This window comes from Undibacterium sp. FT79W (assembly GCF_014284215.1).
GTDB classification, from domain to species: Bacteria; Pseudomonadota; Gammaproteobacteria; order Burkholderiales; family Burkholderiaceae_D; genus Undibacterium; species Undibacterium aquatile.
Map to the genome: position 1 here is coordinate 515,283 of NZ_JACOGB010000001.1, position 19,755 is coordinate 535,037.

At 50.3% G+C, this 19,755-nt stretch carries 19 protein-coding genes and 1 pseudogene; 17 read left to right on the forward strand and 3 right to left on the reverse strand.

Annotated features, from left to right (window positions below; translation table 11 throughout):
• Window positions 1-79 precede the first annotated feature (79 nt).
• Genes H8K38_RS02230 through H8K38_RS02240 form a run of 3 tightly spaced genes read left to right on the forward strand, consistent with a single transcriptional unit; the run spans window position 80 to window position 2,243 of the window.
• Complete coding sequence (locus tag H8K38_RS02230; protein WP_186883137.1) at window positions 80-460, forward strand: GntR family transcriptional regulator; 381 nt, start codon at window positions 80-82, stop codon at window positions 458-460.
• Window positions 457-1,314, forward strand: a complete 858-nt coding sequence (locus H8K38_RS02235) for an ABC transporter ATP-binding protein (protein ID WP_186883138.1) — start codon at window positions 457-459, stop codon at window positions 1,312-1,314. The genes H8K38_RS02230 and H8K38_RS02235 overlap by 4 nt, the downstream gene beginning before the upstream one ends.
• Window positions 1,315-1,319: 5 nt before the next feature.
• Entirely contained in the window at window positions 1,320-2,243 is a 924-nt protein-coding gene (locus H8K38_RS02240) for a hypothetical protein (RefSeq protein ID WP_222610719.1), read from the forward strand.
• Between the two features lie 59 nt (window positions 2,244-2,302).
• On the opposite strand, the gene H8K38_RS02245 is transcribed toward H8K38_RS02240, so the two are convergent.
• The 3 genes from H8K38_RS02245 to xseA form a co-directional block, all read right to left on the reverse strand.
• The gene (locus H8K38_RS02245) at window positions 2,303-3,175 is read right to left on the reverse strand and encodes a DMT family transporter (protein WP_186883140.1); all 873 of its coding nucleotides are present in this window, start codon (window positions 3,173-3,175) and stop codon (window positions 2,303-2,305) included.
• Window positions 3,176-3,392: 217 nt separating this feature from the next.
• On the reverse strand, window positions 3,393-3,971 hold the full coding sequence (sodB, locus tag H8K38_RS02250; protein ID WP_186883141.1) for a superoxide dismutase [Fe]: 579 nt from the start codon (window positions 3,969-3,971) through the stop codon (window positions 3,393-3,395).
• 188 nt (window positions 3,972-4,159) lie between these two features.
• Window positions 4,160-5,524, reverse strand: coding sequence for an exodeoxyribonuclease VII large subunit (gene xseA, locus H8K38_RS02255; protein ID WP_186883142.1), 1,365 nt, complete (start codon window positions 5,522-5,524; stop codon window positions 4,160-4,162).
• Between the two features lie 1,145 nt (window positions 5,525-6,669).
• Here xseA and H8K38_RS02260 point away from each other — a divergent pair.
• From H8K38_RS02260 to H8K38_RS02325, 14 genes and pseudogenes are all read left to right on the forward strand, one after another.
• Window positions 6,670-7,275: a MotA/TolQ/ExbB proton channel family protein gene (locus H8K38_RS02260; protein ID WP_186883143.1), complete on the forward strand. Its 606-nt coding sequence runs from the start codon at window positions 6,670-6,672 to the stop codon at window positions 7,273-7,275.
• A 2-nt stretch (window positions 7,276-7,277) separates the two neighbouring features.
• On the forward strand, window positions 7,278-7,727 hold the full coding sequence (locus H8K38_RS02265; RefSeq protein ID WP_186883144.1) for a biopolymer transporter ExbD: 450 nt from the start codon (window positions 7,278-7,280) through the stop codon (window positions 7,725-7,727).
• Window positions 7,728-7,868: 141 nt separating this feature from the next.
• Window positions 7,869-8,912, forward strand: a complete 1,044-nt coding sequence (lpxK, locus tag H8K38_RS02270) for a tetraacyldisaccharide 4'-kinase (protein ID WP_186883145.1) — start codon at window positions 7,869-7,871, stop codon at window positions 8,910-8,912.
• Window positions 8,893-9,078, forward strand: coding sequence for a Trm112 family protein (locus tag H8K38_RS02275; RefSeq protein WP_186883146.1), 186 nt, complete (start codon window positions 8,893-8,895; stop codon window positions 9,076-9,078). Before lpxK ends, H8K38_RS02275 begins: the two co-directional genes overlap by 20 nt.
• 12 nt (window positions 9,079-9,090) lie before the next feature.
• Entirely contained in the window at window positions 9,091-9,846 is a 756-nt protein-coding gene (gene kdsB, locus H8K38_RS02280) for a 3-deoxy-manno-octulosonate cytidylyltransferase (protein WP_186883147.1), read from the forward strand.
• Between the two features lie 202 nt (window positions 9,847-10,048).
• On the forward strand, window positions 10,049-10,705 hold the full coding sequence (gene adk, locus H8K38_RS02285) for an adenylate kinase (RefSeq protein ID WP_186883148.1): 657 nt from the start codon (window positions 10,049-10,051) through the stop codon (window positions 10,703-10,705).
• Window positions 10,706-10,857: 152 nt separating this feature from the next.
• Window positions 10,858-13,026, forward strand: a complete 2,169-nt coding sequence (locus H8K38_RS02290; RefSeq protein WP_186883149.1) for a sodium-translocating pyrophosphatase — start codon at window positions 10,858-10,860, stop codon at window positions 13,024-13,026.
• A 254-nt stretch (window positions 13,027-13,280) separates the two neighbouring features.
• A complete protein-coding gene (locus H8K38_RS02295) occupies window positions 13,281-14,039 on the forward strand; it encodes a 3-hydroxyacyl-CoA dehydrogenase (RefSeq protein ID WP_186883150.1) in 759 nt (252 codons plus the stop codon).
• 134 nt (window positions 14,040-14,173) lie between these two features.
• Window positions 14,174-15,367: a patatin-like phospholipase family protein gene (locus tag H8K38_RS02300; protein ID WP_186883151.1), complete on the forward strand. Its 1,194-nt coding sequence runs from the start codon at window positions 14,174-14,176 to the stop codon at window positions 15,365-15,367.
• Window positions 15,368-15,509: 142 nt separating this feature from the next.
• Window positions 15,510-15,839 carry a ribonuclease gene (locus H8K38_RS02305; protein WP_370587041.1) on the forward strand — a complete coding sequence of 110 codons (330 nt, stop codon included), beginning with the start codon at window positions 15,510-15,512 and terminating at the stop codon, window positions 15,837-15,839.
• A 5-nt stretch (window positions 15,840-15,844) separates the two neighbouring features.
• Window positions 15,845-16,264, forward strand: a pseudogene (locus tag H8K38_RS02310) (barstar family protein); the annotation flags it as partial.
• 89 nt (window positions 16,265-16,353) lie between these two features.
• Window positions 16,354-16,959, forward strand: a complete 606-nt coding sequence (gene purN, locus H8K38_RS02315) for a phosphoribosylglycinamide formyltransferase (RefSeq protein WP_186883154.1) — start codon at window positions 16,354-16,356, stop codon at window positions 16,957-16,959.
• A gap of 41 nt (window positions 16,960-17,000) precedes the next feature.
• Complete coding sequence (locus tag H8K38_RS02320) at window positions 17,001-18,257, forward strand: RsmB/NOP family class I SAM-dependent RNA methyltransferase (protein WP_186883155.1); 1,257 nt, start codon at window positions 17,001-17,003, stop codon at window positions 18,255-18,257.
• 70 nt (window positions 18,258-18,327) lie between these two features.
• On the forward strand, window positions 18,328-19,644 hold the full coding sequence (locus H8K38_RS02325; protein WP_186883156.1) for a mechanosensitive ion channel family protein: 1,317 nt from the start codon (window positions 18,328-18,330) through the stop codon (window positions 19,642-19,644).
• The last annotated feature ends 111 nt before the right edge of the window (window positions 19,645-19,755 follow it).

Sequence of the window (19,755 nt, forward strand, 5' to 3'; positions counted from 1 at the left end):
GTGTGAATGTAGCGATATATCGAAGCTGAATGGATGAAGGCATCGCGTTTGGTGCAGTCAATGAAAATGAGGAGGGAATATGAGTGTCAACTGGCATGATCAGTCGCCGATCTACCGGCAACTGAAGGAGAAGGTGCAAGCCATGATACTGGACGGTGTTCTGAAGCCAGGCGATGCCTTGCCTTCTGTCAGACAGATTGCTGCGGATTATCAGATTAATCCGATCACGGTATCGAAGGCGTATCAGGAACTGGTCGATGAATCTTTAGTGGAAAAACGCAGAGGAATAGGTATGTATGTGACGGAAGGTGCATCAGACAAATTGCTGGCGACCGAGCGGCAGCGTTTTATCGAAGAAGAATGGCCAGCCATGCTGGATCGCATTCGCCGTTTAGGTATAGGCGCAGATGAATTGCTGGCGCAAATGAAACGCGACCAGACTAAAGGAGATGAATCATGAGCGTCGTGGTTTCCGCAAAAAATCTTTGTAAAAAATACGGTAAGCAGCGTGTTCTGGACAATATCAGTTTTGAGATTCCGGCTGGACGTATCGTTGGTCTGATCGGACCAAATGGTTCCGGCAAAACGACGACGCTCAAAGCCATACTTGGGCTAACGCCGTTTGACGGTGAAATGCAGGTACTGGGGCTGAATCCGCGCAGTGAGCGTGACGCTTTGATGCAGGAAATCAGTTTTATTGCTGACGTGGCGATATTACCTTCGTGGCTGACCGTACGTCAGGCAATCGATTTTGTTGAGGGCGTGCATCCGAAATTCAATCGTACGAAAGCGGAGCGTTTTTTGGCAAAGACCAAATTGCAACCGCAACAGAAAGTTAAATCCATGTCGAAAGGCATGGTGGTGCAACTGCATCTGGCACTGGTGATGGCGATTGATGCAAAGCTGCTGGTGCTGGATGAGCCGACGCTGGGCTTGGATATTCTCTATCGCAAACAGTTCTATCAGGATTTGCTGGAAGATTATTTTGATCAGAACAAAACCATCATTATCACCACGCACCAGGTCGAGGAAATCGAGCACGTACTCAGTGATGTCATGTTCGTCCAGGATGGGCAAATCCGCCTCTCTTCCAGTATGGAGGAACTGGAGCGTCGTTTTATCGAATTGATTGTGCGTGATGAATTTGTAGATCGTGCGCAAGCCTTGCAGCCTATCGATCAACGGAAAACATTTGGGCAGACAACGATGCTGTTTGACGGTGTCAACCGTGAACAATTGGCTCAATTTGGAGAAACCAGACAACCGAGCGTCGCCGACTTATTTGTGGCGATGATGAAGGGGGGGGAAGTATGAAAACGATGAAGTTTTTATTATTGCGGGAATGGTGGGAGAGCCGTCAGTTATTTATCCGGACGGGTTTGATCCTGATCGCTTTATCTGTTGTATCCGCAATTATTTCTGCCATCGTGATGCAAGACCCTGGCGCATCCCGTATCTTGCCTGGTGCTGTACTGACAGCCGAGCAACTGAGTAACGAAGTGGATGGCATTGCCGGACATAGCTTGGCAGGACGGATGTTTGGTTTTTGCGTTGCCATGATTTTTTTCATGTACTCGTATTTTTCCGGAGCCCTGAGTGAGGAAAGGAAAGACCGCAGTATTCTGTTCTGGAAATCTTTGCCGGTCTCTGACGCGCAAACGGTGATGGCCAAAGTGTTGTTCGGAGTGCTGGCGATTCCTCTTTTCATGTTGGTCGCTTCAATCATTTCCAATATTCTGGCGTTAAGCATCTTATGCATCGGCCATGCTTTACAAGGGCGCTGGCTGTTTTTATCGGTATTCAGTCATGCAGGACTCTGGTCGCCGGTTCTTGATACCTTAAGAGTTTTTCCGGTGTTTATTTTGTGGTCATTACCAACGGTGGGTTGGTTGTTGCTGGTCTCCAGCGTGCTGACCAAGCGGGTCGGTTTGTGGGCGGTACTGGGGCCGGTCGCCGTCTTTTTGCTGCTGGTTCTGCTCTGCAAATCTTTGAATATGACGCTCGATTCTTTTGTCTATTTGTGGCTGGGACGCTTGCTATTTAGTCTTTTGCCATTCAGTTGGTTATTGAACGCCGAATTACTCAAACAGCATAACGGGTTTAAAAATGTGCTGGATTCTATCGTGCGTTCAGCACCAACGGATAGTTGGGATACATTCCTGCATCTGAATATCTGGTGCGGAGTGCTGGTCGGTGTATTATTCATCTACGGAGCTATCCGTATGCGGACTTACCGCGAGTGATCGTTAAAAAGGCCTGAAACACATCGGTTTCAGGCCTTTTTATTTTTTAATCTCTTATGTCAGCGTGCCGGTCTGACGACCAAGGCCACGCCTGCCAGCGCAATACTCATTCCTGCTAACGCAGTCAGGGTGAATTGCTCACCAAACATCAGCCACGCCATCGCAGCGGTGACGGCCGGTACCAGATACATATAGCTGGTGACTTTGGTTGCTTCGCCGTGCCGTATCATGATGTACAAAACGGAGATGCCGATACCGGATAGCACCAGAACAGACCATGCAAGTGCGCCGAAAAATTGTGGTGTCCACAATATAGTTTGCGTTTCCAGCATCCATGCAAATGGCGCGGTAACCAGCAACGACGCCGCAAATTGAATCACTTGCCCGGTCCGCACATCAAACGAAGGGCAGGTTTTTTTCTGATACAGCGTGCCTATCGTCATCGCAAATAAGGCCATCACGGCCAGACTGACGCTGGTCAGTGACAAAGCGACGACAGAAATTTTATTCGCCACGACCAGACCCACGCCAGCGATACCGAAAGCTAGCCCCAGCCACTGTTTGCCACGGATGCGTTCGCCGATGAACGGCCCCATGACAGCGGTCAGAATAGGTTGGATATTAGCGATCAGCGCCGCCACACCAGCAGGCATGCCGAGTTTGACAGCACACCAGATACCCCCGAGATACAAGGCTTGCATCAGTATGCCCGCGATGGCAATTGGTAACAGGTCTTTGCGGGCGGGCCACGGTGCACGCATGAGTATGGCGAGCGTCAGCATCATAACGACCACGCCCAGATAGCGCATGCATAAAAACGTCAGAGGCTCTGCATAGGGCAGACCATACTTGGCGACCACATAACCGGACGCCCAGATAAAGATGAAAATGGCGGGCAAAGATTTCAGTAACAAGCTCTGGTTTGATTGCATACGAGATTCATTCGTTCGGGGTGGATGTTTAATGGTTTAGCGTTGTTGTCCGGGTGTTGGATGCGAGCGTCGCTACCAGATATTGGCGACCATTTTTCTATATCTTCGCATAAAGCTTTTTGGGCATAGATGAAAAAAAACCTGTGATGCCGAAACATGCACAGGTTTTTTTCATCTGTTCCAACTGATGTCAGAACAGACCCGGTAACACGGTAACTTACGCCAGGTTCGCTGCAGCGAAATCCCAGTTAACCAGCGCCCAGAATGCTTCCAGATATTTTGGACGGGCATTACGGTAGTCGATGTAGTAAGCGTGTTCCCACAGATCGCAAGTGATCAGTGGTTTGTCTGTTGTTGTCAGCGGTGTCGCTGCATTCGATGTGTTGACGATATCCAATGTACCGTCAGCTTTTTTCACCAGCCATGTCCATGAAGAACCGAAGTTGCCGACAGCCGATTTATTGAAGGCTTCTTTGAATGCATCGAAAGAACCCCATTTTGCGTTGATCGCGTCAGCCAGTGCACCAGTAGGAGCGCCACCACCATTAGGTTTCAGGCCATTCCAGTAGAAAGTGTGATTCCAGATTTGCGCAGCATTGTTGAATACGCCAGCGGAAGATTTTTTAACGATTTCTTCGAGTGTGGAATTTTCGAATTCCGTACCTTTGATCAGGTTGTTCAGGTTGGTCACATAAGTCTGGTGATGTTTGCCGTAGTGATATTCCAGTGTTTCTTTGGAAATGTGCGGAGCCAGAGCGTCCAATGCATAGGGCAATGCCGGTAAGGTATGTTCCATGATGTGTCCTTTTAGTTTTCTTCAGTGGGTTCCGTTTGAACGACGAACGGGTAAAACAGCCATTGTAAGCGTTTGTGCAAAAGCTTGCAGCGCCGCCGTGTGGTTTTCCGGATTTACGTCTGCATCGCCAGATAGCATGGGCCAGTTCAGACTATGCTATCAACGTCATCGGGTCGCCTGGTTTGCTCTCATTGATCCAGGCTGGTCTGGACGCTGCTGATGCCCACGTCAGCACTGCCGTTTGCCAGACGGATGTTGACCAGACTCTGCGGGTGCAACTCGTGTGTTGAACGCAGGAGTTTGCCTTTGTGGTCGCGGATAATCGCGTATCCACGATCCAGCGTGCGTTGCGGATTTAGTAATTCCAGCTGTGTTTGCAGCGCGCTCAGTTGCTGGCGTTGCTGTGACAGCGCGTGGCGCTGGCATTGCTGCAAGCGATGCCGGAGTTCGTTGACTTGTGTACGTGCCGAATTCACATCAGGGCGCTGGTTTTTCAGTTGCGTGTTCAGTTGTGCCAGTGCGTGGCGCGAACGTTGCAAGGGAATTCCGCTGCTGTAACGCAAACTTTGCAGGCAATGCTGCAATTGCTGTCGTTTTAATGAAATCGCCGCTGCCGGGCTGAGCAGACGGCGTGAAAGCCAGTCCAGCGTCTGATTCTGGGTCGCGAGTTGTCTGTGCGTTGCTCTTTGCATGCGTTGTTGCTGCTGCTCCAGCCCTGCGATCCAGTCGGCACGCGGTGTTGCGGCGAGCTCTGCGGCGGCCGTCGGCGTAGCTGCGCGCATATCGGCGGCGAAATCGGCAATCGTAAAATCGGTTTCATGGCCGATGCCGGCAATCACTGGCATGGGGCAGTTGGCGATGGTGCGGGCGACGATTTCTTCATTGAATGCCCATAAATCTTCTATGCTGCCACCACCGCGGCAGACCAGCAGCACATCGCATTCTTCGCGTGCGGCAGCGGTGGCTATCGCCTGCGCGATTTTGGCACCAGCGCCTTCGCCTTGTACCAGCGTCGGATACAGGATGACCTGAATATGCGGCACACGACGGCGCAATGTCGTCAGCACGTCGCGCAATGCGGCTGCCTGCGGGCTGGTGACGATGCCTATGGTTTTCGGGAAGACCGGCAGCGGGCGTTTGCGTTCCTGATCAAATAAGCCTTCCTGGCCCAGCTGCGCCTTCAGACGTAAAAAAGCTTCATACAGGTTGCCGACCCCGGCACGACGTATCGCTTCCACGCTGAGCTGGTAATCACCGCGCGGCGCATACAGCGTCACCAGCGCCCGCACCTCGACTTTATCGCCCTCGCGCGGCTGGAAATCAGCATACTGGGCGCGCCCCCGAAACATCACTGCACGTACTTGGGCCGCGCTGTCTTTGAGGGTGAAATACCAATGTCCAGAGCTGGCGCGGGTGAAATTCGATATTTCGCCGGAAACCCAGGTCAGTGGGATATTGCGTTCCAATAATTGCGCCACGGCGCTGTTAAGCGCCGAAACACTGATGACAGCGCTTGTCGCAATTGAGTTTGAAGGGCGGGAATCAGTGTTCATGAGGCATACAATCAAAAAAGCTGTCCACAGAAGCTTGTGGCGGTCACCAGCATGTCATTACGACAGTAATAAGTCAAAAGAAATGCAAATTCTGAATATAAGTCCTTGATTTTTATTATCAATCTCTCTGCAAATAAATCAGGCAATATGAAAAAATCCTTACAAATCAATGGAGTTACAGAACGATACAAGGCTTGTGCACAAACTTATCCACAGAATAAGTGCATAAACTGTGGGTATCTTCAAAGCAGTGACGGGAAGCAGGTTTTGCTTATATTTTATGCAGAACAATATTTCTGAATAAAATCATGGAGTTAGTGCGTTTTCTTTTCCTTTTGCACAGTCTTGTCCACAAAAAATGTGAGAAAAATGGACTTGTTCACAGAAAAAATTGCTTTGTAAGTAATTATTTCTTTGCGATCTAGTCTTTTTAACGTGTGCTTAAAAAACAGGCTTTATAAAATAGTTGATATAAATCATGGAGTTAACATGATTCCCCAGTCTTTTTCACAATGTTGTCCACAAAAAATGTGCAAAAAGTCAGAGTTATCCTCTGCAGAGGCCGGATACTTTCGGTTTTGTGATCATAAAAAGGTAATGAACAGCCTCAAAACCTGATTTGCCCAATTTTTAAGCTGATTATATTTATCTATATAAATCAATTAATTGCAGCTCTTTTTCAGCATTCTGCACAAATTTGTCCACATAATTTGTGCAAAACAATAGAGTTGTCCACTGCGCGCACAGGCTTGCTGCTATTTTGTGCAAAATGGCTGAAAAAAAGCACTTTGCCTAAATAATTTGCAGAAGATTAATCTATTTATAAATCAGGGACTTAACTTGTTTCGCAGCGCTTGTACACAAGCTTGTCCACATAAAGTGTGCAGAAATAAGAAAAAATATGGCCGGGAAAACCCGGTATTTACCCTGATCAAGTTTGCCTAATTCTTGAGCGCTACCGGAAATCTTTTTTATTTCAAAGGCTTACGGTGCTATGCCATACTTATCCACAAGCTTGCGCACAGATTTTGTGTAAAACATCGGAGATATGCACAGACGTCGTTTTTTTCATAAGTACCCTTGCCCGTCAGCACACAAAGCGCTACATTGCGGGGTTGGATTTCTGAACCTACTAGGAGTGCGCTTTGTTCGCCATCATTCAAGCTGCCGGCTGGCCTATTTATCTGTTGTTGATTTCTTCCGTGATCGCCTTAACGCTGATTATTGAGCGCAGTTTTTCCTTGCGCCGCAATAAAATTCTGCCATCGACCCTGCTCGATGAAGTGATACGGGTGTATCAGTCGGGTAAGGTAAAGCCGGAAGTAATACAGCAGCTCGCTGGCAATTCCCCTCTGGGTAAAGTACTGGCTGCGGGTTTGCGTAACGTCAGCGCGCCACGCGAAGTGATGAAAGAGTCCATCGAAGAAGCTGGTGCGGCGGTCGCACATGAGCTGGAGCGGTTCTTGACGACGCTGGGCACGATTGCCTCATTGGCGCCATTGATGGGCTTGTTCGGCACAGTGGTCGGGATGATAGAAATTTTCGGTTCACAAACGGCGACGGGCGCGAATCCGGCGCAATTGGCGCATGGTATTTCGGTTGCCTTGTACAACACGGGTTTTGGTCTGCTGATCGCGATGCCGGCGCTGGTCGCTTATCGCCATTTCAGAGCCCTGGTGGACAGCCTTGTGGTCGATATGGAACAACAGGCAGTCAAATTCGTTGATGTTGTGCATAGCGCCAGAAAGTAAATATGAACTTTCGTAAAGGAAAGGGCAGGGAAGAGCCTGAAATTAACCTGATCCCGTTTATTGACGTGCTGCTGGTCATCCTGATTTTTCTGATGGTGACGACGACGTATAGCCGTTTCACCGAATTACAGATCACACTGCCAACCGCAGACGCCGAAAAAGCACAGGAAAAGCCAAATCAGATTGATATCGGTATTGATGCGCAAGGGCGCTACAAGATCAATAATCAGGCGGTTTCTTTTCTGGATACTGCGACGCTGGCCGAGGATTTGCGGCGTGCCAGTGCAGCGCTGGCCGAGGGCTCGACTGGCGCACAGGCTGAGCCCGTTGTGATCATCAATGCCGATCGGGCAGCGACGCACCAGTCGGTGATCGATGTGCTGGAAGCGGCCCGTATCGCCGGATTAGCCAAAGTGACATTCGCAGCCCAGGCTGGAAGCCGCAGTAAATAAGCCTCTCCGGGGTGGTGATTTTGGGGAGTATGTGAATACGATGCCCACAACCCCAATGTTTTAGCGGACAATTTCATTTTTGAATAGCATACTACCGGGGAGTATCTTACTCCCCGCTTGTTTTTTAGCAGAGGAAAAACGATGCGGATCTGGCTGGAATCCTGGCTGTTGCAGGCGTGGCAAAAGCGCGGCGTCGTGGCGTGCTTATTGTGGCCGCTGTCCAGACTGTTTCAGCTGATTGTCACGTTCCGCTTCGGCTTGTTTGTGCTGGGTTACAAAGCGCAAGTGAAACTCAGTGTGCCGGTGATCGTGGTCGGCAATATCTATGTCGGTGGCACCGGCAAAACCCCGTTGGTGATCTGGCTGGTGCAGCAATTGCAGGCGGCGGGTTACCGGCCTGGCGTTATTTCGCGTGGCTATGGGGCGCAAGCCGACAACGTGACGCTGCTGACGGCGGATGCGCTGGCGTCACAGGTCGGCGATGAGCCGCTGTTGATCGCGCAACGCACGGGTGTTCCGGTGGCCGTCGGGCGGGATCGCGTTGCTGCGGCGCGTGCATTGCTGGCATCGCATACGGAGGTGAATATCCTGATTGCCGACGATGGCTTGCAGCATTATTTTCTGGCGCGTGATATCGAAATCATGTTGTTCGATCAGCGTGGTGCCGGTAATGGCTGGATGTTACCTGCGGGCCCTTTACGCGAACCGATACAAAGACGACGTGATTTCACCGTCCTCAACGCACCTGCAGAGATCAGCGCCGCAGCGGTGCCCGGTATTCCGGCTGACGCGGTTCGCATGCAATTACAGGCGCAACAGGCGTATCAACTGGCAGAGCCGGAATGTCGTCAACCCCTCGCCAATTTTGCTGCAAAGCGTTTGTGTGCGGTTGCTGGCATAGGTCATCCGCAGCGTTTTTTCACGACGCTGGCTAACGCGGGGTTGCAATGTGAAGGCGTAGCGTTGCCGGATCATTTCGCTTTCGATGCCGCGACTTTTCAGGCCATCGCTGCCGATTGCATTCTGATCACGGAAAAGGATGCAGTAAAATGTCGACAAATTCCTGCATTGCAAAACGATGCCCGCATCTGGGTTGTGCCTGTTGAGGCACAACTCGGCGGCACATTTGCAGCAGATCTACTTCAAATGATTTCGGAGAAAAAGCATGGAAGCTCGCCTGCTTGATATTTTGGTTTGTCCTGTCTGCAAGGGACCTTTGGTCTACAACAAAGCTGCGCAAGAATTAATTTGCTATGCCGATAAACTGGCGTTTCCTGTGCGTGACGATATTCCTGTGATGTGGACAGATCAGGCGCGCACCCTGACGCAAGAAGAAATCGACGCGCGCTGAACGGGGCGCCGTATGAGTTTCATCGCCATTATTCCGGCGCGACTGGCATCGAGTCGCCTGCCAAATAAACCGCTTGCGGATATCGCTGGTAAACCGATGGTGGTGCGCACTGCCGAACGTGCGCTGGCATCCGGTGCCAGTGCGATCATGGTGGCAACCGACCATGCCGATATTGTCGCCGCTTGTGAGGCGCATGGTGTGCCTGTGCGCATGACGCGCCCGGATCATCCGTCTGGCACTGATAGGATTGCAGAGGTGGCCGCCAGCATGCAATTGCCAGCAGACGCGGTGGTGGTCAATGTGCAGGGCGACGAACCCTTAATTGATCCGGCACTGATCGGTGCTACGGCAGCATTGGTGAATGCGCAGGTGCCGATGGCGACCGCAGCGCATCCCTTGCATGACGTCGCTGAAGTTTTTAATCCGAATGTGGTGAAAGTGGTGCTGGATAAATCCGGCCGCGCTTTGTATTTTTCACGCGCAACGATCCCTTGGCATCGCGACGCGTTTGCGGCAAGTCGTGAGCAGCTGCCGGCTGGCTATACGCCGTTGCGGCACATTGGTCTGTATGCCTATCGCAATGATTTTTTACAACAATACCCGCAACTCGATATCTCGCCTCTGGAGCAGATCGAAGCACTGGAACAGTTACGCGTGCTGTGGCATGGATATCCAATCGCGGTGCATGTGACGCAGGATAGCCCGGCAGCCGGTGTGGATACGCAGGAAGATCTGGAACGGGTTCGTCGTATTTTTTCAGGAAAATGAGCTAAAACATTGATGAACTCTGGATTGATTTCATATTCAGACAGCAATAAGCCCTGAAATTGTGGTAAGTTTCGTGAAAAGATTCTGTGTTATTACTACTAAAAGAAAAACAATTCCGTAGTGTTACGCAGTAAATTAAAAAAGATTCCGCATGCTCCCTTGCGAGCGTGCAAGCAAATTCAAACTCGTCTTAGGAAATAAAATGCGTCTTATTTTGTTAGGAGCGCCAGGTGCTGGTAAAGGCACGCAGGCTAATTACATCAAAGAAAAATTCAATATTCCGCAAATCTCGACTGGCGATATGTTACGCGCCGCAGTCAAAGCCGGTACACCACTCGGTCTGGAAGCAAAAAAAGTCATGGATGCAGGTGGTTTGGTTTCTGATGACATCATTATCGGTCTGGTCAAAGATCGTTTGAAAGAAAGCGATTGTGCAAACGGTTATCTGTTCGATGGCTTTCCGCGTACAACGCCACAAGCCGATGCGATGAAAGAAGCTGGTGTCGCGATTGATTATGTATTGGAAATCGATGTTCCTGATGAAGCGATTGTTGACCGCATGAGCGGCCGTCGTGTGCATCCGGGTTCAGGTCGTACTTATCACGTCAAATACAATCCGCCAAAAGTGGCTGGGAAAGATGACGTGACAGGTGAAGATCTGATACAGCGTGACGACGATAAAGAAGAAACCGTTAAAAAACGTTTGTCTGTCTATCACGAACAAACAGAAGTGCTGGTTGGCTATTATGGTGACTGGGCGAAATCAGGTCAGCCCGGCGCGCCTAAATACCGCAAGATTGCGGGAGTAGGGCCAGTCGAGACCATACGCGACAGCGCCTTCGCTGCATTAGCGGAATAAGAGGAGTAAGAGGAAGCGGACAATATGTCCGCTTTTTTTTCGTCTCTGCTCCTGTTGTGCCTGAACTGGTCATGTACTGAGTTTTTCTGTCGTCTCTGAGCATACGCCGCAGATGACGCTGTCTGACAACTACAACAACAGGAGGAGTCACCATGGTAACGAGTCTCTGGTTTGTGATCGCATGCGGCATGATTGCCGTGCTATACGGTTTGCTGTCGCGTCGCTGGATATTAAAGCAGGACGCAGGCACACCGCGTATGCAGGAAATCGCGGCGGCGATACAGCAAGGTGCATCGGCTTATCTGGCACGACAATACCGCACGATAGCACTGGTGGGCGTGATCCTGTTCATTGCGATTGCCGCGATTCCCGGGCTTGGGCTGACAACTGCCTGCGGCTTTCTGATCGGTGCGGTATTGTCGGGCGCCTGTGGTTTTATCGGCATGAATGTATCGGTACGGGCGAACGTGCGTACCGCGCAGGCAGCGACCAAAGGGATCAATGAAGCGCTGGATGTCGCCTTCCGTGGCGGTGCGATTACCGGCATGCTGGTCGTCGGGCTCGGCTTGTTAGGTGTCACCGGTTTTTACTGGATACTCATTGTTTCTGCGCCACATGGCATGGGACTGACGCTGAGTCAGCACGATGTGATTCAGCCCTTGATCGGACTCGCCTTTGGCGCTTCGCTGATTTCTATTTTTGCACGGCTGGGCGGTGGGATTTTCACTAAAGGTGCCGATGTCGGAGCAGATCTGGTCGGCAAAGTCGAAGCCGGTATTCCTGAGGATGATCCGCGCAACCCTGCCGTGATTGCCGATAACGTTGGTGACAATGTCGGTGATTGTGCCGGTATGGCAGCAGATTTATTTGAAACTTATGTCGTGACGCTGATTGCGACGATGTTACTGGGCGCACTGGTCGTCACTAACGCTGTCACGCAAGCGATTGTTTATCCCTTGCTGCTGGGGGCGGTGTCGATACTGGCCTCGATTGTCGGTTGTTCTGCTGTCAAAGCCAGACCCGGTAAAAAAATCATGTCAGCGCTGTATACCGGCTTATGGTGGGCCGCCGGTTTGTCGCTGATCGGCTTTGCGATCGTTACCTGGCTGGTGTGGCCCGACGATGCAATGCGCTGGCGCATGATGGGCGCGACCGCGGTTGGTATCGTGCTGACTGGCCTGATGGTGTACATCACTGAATATTACACAGGAACCGATTTTAAGCCGGTACAACACGTTGCCCAGGCATCGACGACTGGCCACGGTACCAACATCATTGCCGGTCTGGGCGTGTCGATGAAATCGACCGCGTGGCCTGTGCTGGCGGTGTGCGCTGCCATTCTGAGTTCTTACAGCTTTGGCGGCTTATATGGTATTGCGATTGCTGCGACGGCGATGCTGTCGATGGCGGGCATCATCGTTGCTCTTGATGCGTATGGCCCGATTACAGATAACGCTGGTGGTATCGCTGAAATGTCAGAAATGCCAGCGTCTGTCAGGGCCATTACCGATCCGCTGGATGCGGTTGGCAACACCACCAAAGCGGTGACCAAGGGCTATGCGATAGGCTCAGCGGGTCTGGCTGCATTGGTATTGTTTGCCGACTACACTCATGCTTTAGATGCGGTCGGTAAATCGACGGCGTTTGATTTGTCTAATCCCCAGGTCATTGTCGGGCTGTTTATCGGTGGCTTGATTCCCTATCTGTTTGGCGCGATGGCGATGGAAGCTGTGGGGCGTGCCGCTGGTGCCGTGGTGGTGGAGGTGCGCCGCCAGTTCCGCGAGATCAAAGGCATTATGGATGGCAGCGGCAAACCAGAGTACGACAAGGCGGTCGATATGCTGACCACGTCAGCTATCCGGGAAATGATCTTGCCGTCGCTGTTGCCCGTGATTGTGCCGGTGCTCGTTGGTTTGCTACTGGGGCCAGCCGCTTTGGGCGGATTATTAATGGGGACGATAGTGACAGGATTATTCGTCGCCATTTCGATGACGACGGGTGGCGGTGCCTGGGATAACGCAAAGAAATATATCGAGGATGGTCATTACGGTGGCAAAGGCTCAGAGGCGCATAAGGCGGCTGTGACCGGTGATACGGTGGGCGACCCATATAAAGACACTGCCGGACCAGCCGTGAATCCTTTGATCAAAATTATTAATATTGTTGCCTTATTGCTTGTGCCACTGCTACCGCATCCGCATCCAGTACTACAGTCGGCTGGCGGTAGTACAACAAGTGTTTCTACCTCATCTGCCGCTGTCGTCCTCGTTCCTGCTGTACCTCCGCCCGAGGGGATTCTGTCAGTGTCGGTACAGAAATAGATGCAAGATCAAATTAGAAAAAGACACAGACATAAACGGAATATTTGATTCAGATAAAAAAGATGCGTGCCAGAACAGCGGAGCATCTTTTTTCTTTTAGCGGTGCGGCAAACTTGGATACAATACAGATATGACGTTTACGTAAACGTAATGCGTTTGCATTGCCCGTTTGAATGCAAGCCCAATATCTGTTCAGATTTTCACATCAATAGCATTAGTTTGCTATTTCTTAACCAAAACGAAAGAGACAGAACATGCAAATCCAACATGGTGTTTTTATTATTACTGGTGGTGCTTCCGGTCTGGGTGCCGCGACGGCAAAGATGATTGCTGCCAATGGCGGTAAAGTTGTGCTGGCAGATGTGCAGGTGGATGCTGGTGAGAAACTGGCTGCAGAATTGGGCGGGATCTTCGTGAAGTGTGACGTGACTTCAGAAGCTGATGGCAAAGCGGTTGTCGACGCCGCGACTGCCTTGGGTACTGTACGTGGTCTGGTGAATTGCGCGGGCGTTGCGCCTGCGGTTAAAACTGTTGGTAAAGACGGACCACATCCGCTTGACGTATTTCAGCGTGTCGTCAATATTAATCTGATTGGCACGTTCAATATGTGTCGTCTGGTTGCTGATGCGATGGCAAAAACAGACGCGACCGAACAAGGCGAGCGTGGTGTGATTATTAATACCGCATCGGTCGCGGCGTATGATGGACAAATTGGTCAGGCAGCATATGCATCCTCTAAAGCAGCGGTTGTCGGGCTGACCTTGCCGATGGCGCGTGATTTATCCCGCAGTGGGATTCGTGTCATGACAATTGCGCCGGGTATTTTTGAAACACCGATGTTGCTGGGCATGCCGCAAGAAGTGCAGGACGCGTTAGGAAAGATGGTGCCGTTCCCACCTCGTCTCGGCAAGCCGGAAGAATATGCACATTTATCCAAAGCGATTATTGAAAACGTGATGCTGAACGGTGAAACTATCCGTCTGGATGGCGCTATCCGTATGCAGCCAAAATAACGTTGCGATATCGTTGATGTATCGTTGATGTTGTCAGAGAGCGCAGCGTCTGTGCCTGATCTGATGACAATTTCGTTACAGGCTAATACACTAGGGCGAACACTTGTTTGCCCTTTTTTTATTGTCGGAGTCTGATGAATTCTCATTCTGAAACTGGATTAATCCTGACCGGTGGTGGCGCCCGCGCAGCCTACCAGGTTGGCGTGCTGGATGAAATTGCCAGGATTCTGGTTGAGGAAGCATCCTGGTCGCCTGCCACTAACCCTTTCGGTATTATCTGCGGTACCTCTGCCGGTGCCATCAATGCGACGGCTCTGGCTTGTCGTGCTGATCATTTTGGCGAGTCGGTCGCGCATGTGCTCAAGGTCTGGGAAAACTTTGAAGCAGCACAGGTCTACCGGTCTGATTCTTTAGGTGTCATCCGGACAGGCGCTCGCTGGCTGACCTTGTGGTCATTTGGCTGGTTGCTGAATAAATGGCGTCAGTCGCCACCCAATTCTCTGCTGGATAGTTCGCCACTTGCAGATTTGCTGAACCGGATGCTGGATTTGCCGCGATTAGACGCCGCACTGCAATCGGGCGCTTTGCGGGCTTTGGCGGTGACGGCCTCGTCGTACACGTCTGGTCATCACTTAACTTTTTATCAGACTCTGGCAGATATTGCACCATGGGTACGCAGTCAGCGTTTGTCGCAACGTGACTTTATCGCTGTCTCACATTTAATGGCATCAGCAGCAATTCCATTTATTTTTCCCGCCGTTCCATTGAATTGGGGAGGCCATCTTCAATATTGCGGTGACGGTTCTATGCGCCAGTTGGCACCGATTTCCCCAGCGATCCATCTGGGGGCGAAGAAAGTGCTGATCGTGGGTGCTGGCAGGCTGGCGGAACCACCTGCCGCAAGTGCGGATCATGCGCAATATCCCAGTCTTGCTCAAATTGCCGGTCATGCTCTTTCCAGTATTTTTCTCGATAGTCTCGCCGTTGATATTGAACGGTTGACGCGGATTAATAAAACCTTGTCCTTGTTGCCCAAAGAAGCCCTCGCAAATGCGCCGTTGCGCCCAGTAGAGTTACTGGTGATTGCACCTTCTGAACGTCTGGATGAAATTGCGAGTCGCCATACCGGCAGCTTACCTTTGCCCGTTCGAACTATGCTGGGAGGCGTCGGTGCAACCGAGGCACGTGGCGCGGCATTGGCGTCCTATCTTTTGTTTGAAGCAAGTTACACGCGCGAATTGATTGCGCTGGGCAGACGTGATACCAGGGCAAAGCAAGAAGATGTATTAAATTTTTTTCGTTCAGAAGACGACATTCTCAAACGATAGCAGGTTGGTCGGCTATGAATGAAGGTTGATACATGGCGAGCAAACCGTTAATCTACGGTTTAGTTCACCGTTTGCATAATGCTAAATTAATGAGTAGTTAATGAGAAATTTTCGATTTTTTCGCCAGTACTTTCTCTTTTTGATGATTGCTTTACTTGCTTCTGTTGCATTTGCAAAAGATAATATCGGTATCGTGTTCGTCAGCGAACTTCCACGCGAAGCACAGACAACCCTGATGCTGATTAAGCAAGGTGGCCCGTTTCCATATGAAAAAGATGGCGTTGTTTTTGGTAATTACGAGTCCAGACTCCCAAAGCAAAAGCGTGGCTATTATCACGAATACACAGTCAAAACCCCGAGAGCCCGCAATCGTGGTGCTCGCCGCATCATCGCTGGCGGAATACCGGCGCAATCCGGGGAGTACTACTATACCGATGACCATTACGAAAGTTTTCGGCGTATCAGAGAATAATTATGATCTCATCACCTGAGGGAGAAATGGATTTATTAGTAACAGTGGCGCCGAATGCCGTGCAGTCGATTCGGGCTTTTCGTGTTCCTGACCTGCAGGCGGAAGCGGCACATCTGGGGCAGCACTTTTTGTACGCATATTGTCTTGACACGACGACCAAGCAACAAGTTTTGGCTAAAATTGCTGCATCTTTCGGTTTTCCAAAACATTTCGGGAAAAATTTTGACGCTCTGTATGATTGCCTGACAGATATGATTCATCAGGCAGGTCCACAACCCGGCTTTGTCATTGTTCTGGAGCAATTACCAAATACACCGAAATTCGATAAAGAAGCGCGTGAGATTTTATTAGACGTGTTTCGTGATGCCGCCGATTTCTGGGCAGAAAAGAAAGTTGCTTTTCGGGTATTTTATTCGTTTGAATAATGATCTCAATGTTGCCAGACTAAAATGCCGGCGCTGATGACCGGCATTTTTATTTGGGAGTCAGTGCCTTACAGCGTTACAATGCCGCCATGAAAAAGATCGTTATTCTCATTTCTGGTCGTGGTAGTAATATGCGGGCAATCGTTGATGCCTGCATTTCACAAAAATGGCCAGCACAGATTGCTGCCGTAATCAGTAACAAAGCCGATGCCAGTGGTTTGGCCTACGCTGCCGGACTTGGCATAGATACAGCCGTTGTCGTCAGTAAAGAATTTTCGTCTCGCGAAGCATTCGACCGTGTGCTGCAGCAGAAGATTGACGAATATTCGCCTGATCTTGTTGTCCTGGCGGGTTTTATGCGGATTCTCACACCTGCATTTGTAGAGCATTATGCCGGGCGTTTGCTGAATATACATCCATCATTGTTGCCGAGTTTTACTGGCCTTGCGACACACCGGCAGGCACTGGATGCTGGCGTCAAGGTGCATGGCGCGACGGTGCATTTTGTGACCGCGGAGCTTGATCACGGGCCGATTGTTGCTCAGGCAGTTGTTCCGGTCAAAGCGGATGATACCGAGGACAGTCTGGCTCTTCGCGTACTGGAGCAGGAGCATGCCATTTATCCACAGGCGGTACGCCTGTTTGTGGAAGACAAAATCAATATTACTGACCACATCGTTACGGTCAGTGAATAAACAGGTCAACATTGACCGATATAGAATTTTAAGGAAGCAGTATGAGATTACCTCCCGCCATTACTGGCCACACAGAAGAAGTTTTACGCGAGATTTTACGTTTTACCGGTCCAGCCGATGGTACTTTATCCCGCTATTTCCGCGAACATCCGCGCCTTGGTTCGCGCGAACGCGGCGTGATCGCTGAAGCGATTTACGGCTTGTTGCGGAATAAATCGGTATATACCAATTTTGCTGAATCTGGTTCCGGTTCGCCGATGCGACGTCTGACCTTACTTGGTCTGGCAGATGCTGTCGGCGCTGAATCCTTGGGTGGCCTCACCGAAGACGAAACCAGCTGGTTAGAACGGGTAATGCAAATCGATCGCTCACATTTACCCGTCGTAATGAAGGCTAATTTACCTGCCTGGCTGTGGGAAAAATTAAGTGAGCGTTTTGGTGAAGAGAAGGCGCTGGCGCTGGCGGAATCATTGAATACACCTGCTTCTCTTGATTTACGTGTGAACTCGATGAAATCTAATCGTGATGATGTCGCTGCGGCGCTTGCGCAGGCACCGATTATTGCCGAGCCGACACCGTATTCCAGCACTTGTTTGCGGGTAAAGAAAAAGCCATCGATACAGAATTTGCCGTTATTTAAAGACGGCACGATAGAAGTTCAGGACGAAGGTAGTCAGTTACTCGCGCAACTGGTTGGCGCCCGACGTGGTGAAATGGTTGCCGATTTTTGCGCTGGTGCCGGTGGTAAGACATTGGCACTCGGTGCGACGATGCGCAACACAGGTCGTTTATACGCATTTGATATTTCTGAGAAGCGTCTGGCGAAGCTGAAACCACGTCTCGCCCGCAGTGGCTTATCAAACGTGCATCCGGTTGTGATTGCGCATGAGAAGGACGCAAAAATTAAGCGCTTGGCAGGCAAGCTTGATCGTGTGCTGGTTGATGCACCATGCAGTGGCCTCGGGACTTTACGCCGCAATCCTGACGTCAAATGGCGCCAGACGGTCGAAGGTGTGGCGGAACTGAATGTAAAGCAAGCTTCTATTCTGGCGAGTGCCTCTCGCATGGTGAAAGCTGGTGGTCGTTTGGTATATGCGACATGCAGTATTCTGGATGAAGAGAATGAAGCGATTGTTCAGGCTTTCCTGGCGGAACATGCTGATTTCACTTTAGTTCCGGCATCAAAAGTCTTGGCTGAGCAAAAGATAGAACTGGAGATGGGCGACTATCTGAAGTTGTATCCACATATTCATCAGACTGACGGTTTCTTTGCTGCGATATTAGAACGCAATAAATAATTTGTTCCTTCTATAGTCCTCTTCGTTATGCGAAGAGGACATTTTTATTTTCCCGATTTATTTTCCTAATATGAGCGCACCATTACTCGCCAGTTTATTGTCAGATCTGGCCACCGATTTTCGTGAGCCTCAGTTTTTTTGGCAAGTGGGGACCGTGTTATGTTGTTTTGCGCTTGCCTGGGTCATTTCGCGCTTTCTTAAAAATAGTGTTGCGGGTAGTCGTGAGCATGCCAGCTCAGGTGTTGTCCAATTAGGTGTCGGTAGTTTTTCACGTGTGCTGACGCCCGCGCTGACCTTATTGTTTTTACTGATCGGTAAAGCGATTTTGGGACAATGGCAGCATACCAATCTGATCCGGTTACTATTTCCAGTGATAGGTTCTCTGGCACTCATACGATTCGGGTTTTATGTTGTACGTAAGACTTTTGCCAGGGATGGAAGCTTAGGTAAGTTTCTGGCTCTTTTTGAAAAGCTATTCGCAGGCTTGGTGTGGGTCGGTGTTGTCTTGCACTTCAGTGGTTTGTGGCCAGATTTATTGGAAGCAATGGATGACCTGGTCATTCCAGTCGGTAAGAATAAAATCTCCTTGCTGACGATTTTTCAGGCAAGTATCTCCGTCGCGATTACTTTAATTGTCGCATTGTGGGCCAGCGCCGCACTTGAAACCCGGCTCATGATGTTGCCAACGGTGCATACATCGTTGAAAGTTGTTCTCTCCCGTGTCGGGCGCGCATTGCTTATTCTCGTCGCAATTCTGATGAGTCTGACCATTGTCGGGATAGACTTAACCGTCCTTTCCGTATTTGGCGGCGCACTTGGGGTTGGTTTAGGATTTGGTTTACAGAAAATTGCCAGTAGTTATGTTTCGGGATTCATTATTTTGCTCGACCGCAGCATGTCTATCGGAGATATGATTACCGTAGATAAATTCAGCGGAAAAGTCACTCAGATCAATACCCGGTACACCGTTGTGTTGGGACCCGATGGTTCCGAATCCGTGATTCCAAACGAAATGCTGGTATCAACGCCGGTACAAAATTATTCCTTAACCAATAGCAAGGTGGCGATGTCGACGGATCTGACGGTTTCCTATCAGACTGATCTGGATACGCTACTGGCTCTGTTAGCATCTGCGGTCGCTAAGGTTGCACGGGTTGCACAAGATCCCGCCCCGTCGGCATCTCTGATTAAGTTTGGCGCTGATGGTTTTGAGATCCGTGTTGGATTCTGGATATCTGATCCGGAGAATGGGCGTGTCGGCGTGCTGTCCGAGGTTAATCTGGCGATCTGGCAAGTCATTAAAGAGCACAACATAGATCTGCCGTTTCCACAAAGAGTGGTGACATTACTCAAAAACGAGCCATCGGAGGCTGCAAAGTTGAGCTGATGGGAGCATATAAATTGGTGGAACCCCTCTAAAAACGCGTACAATACCCGCGCACGTGCCACTAAGGTTGTGCGTATATTTATACAACATAAGCTATGAAGCAAGCGATAA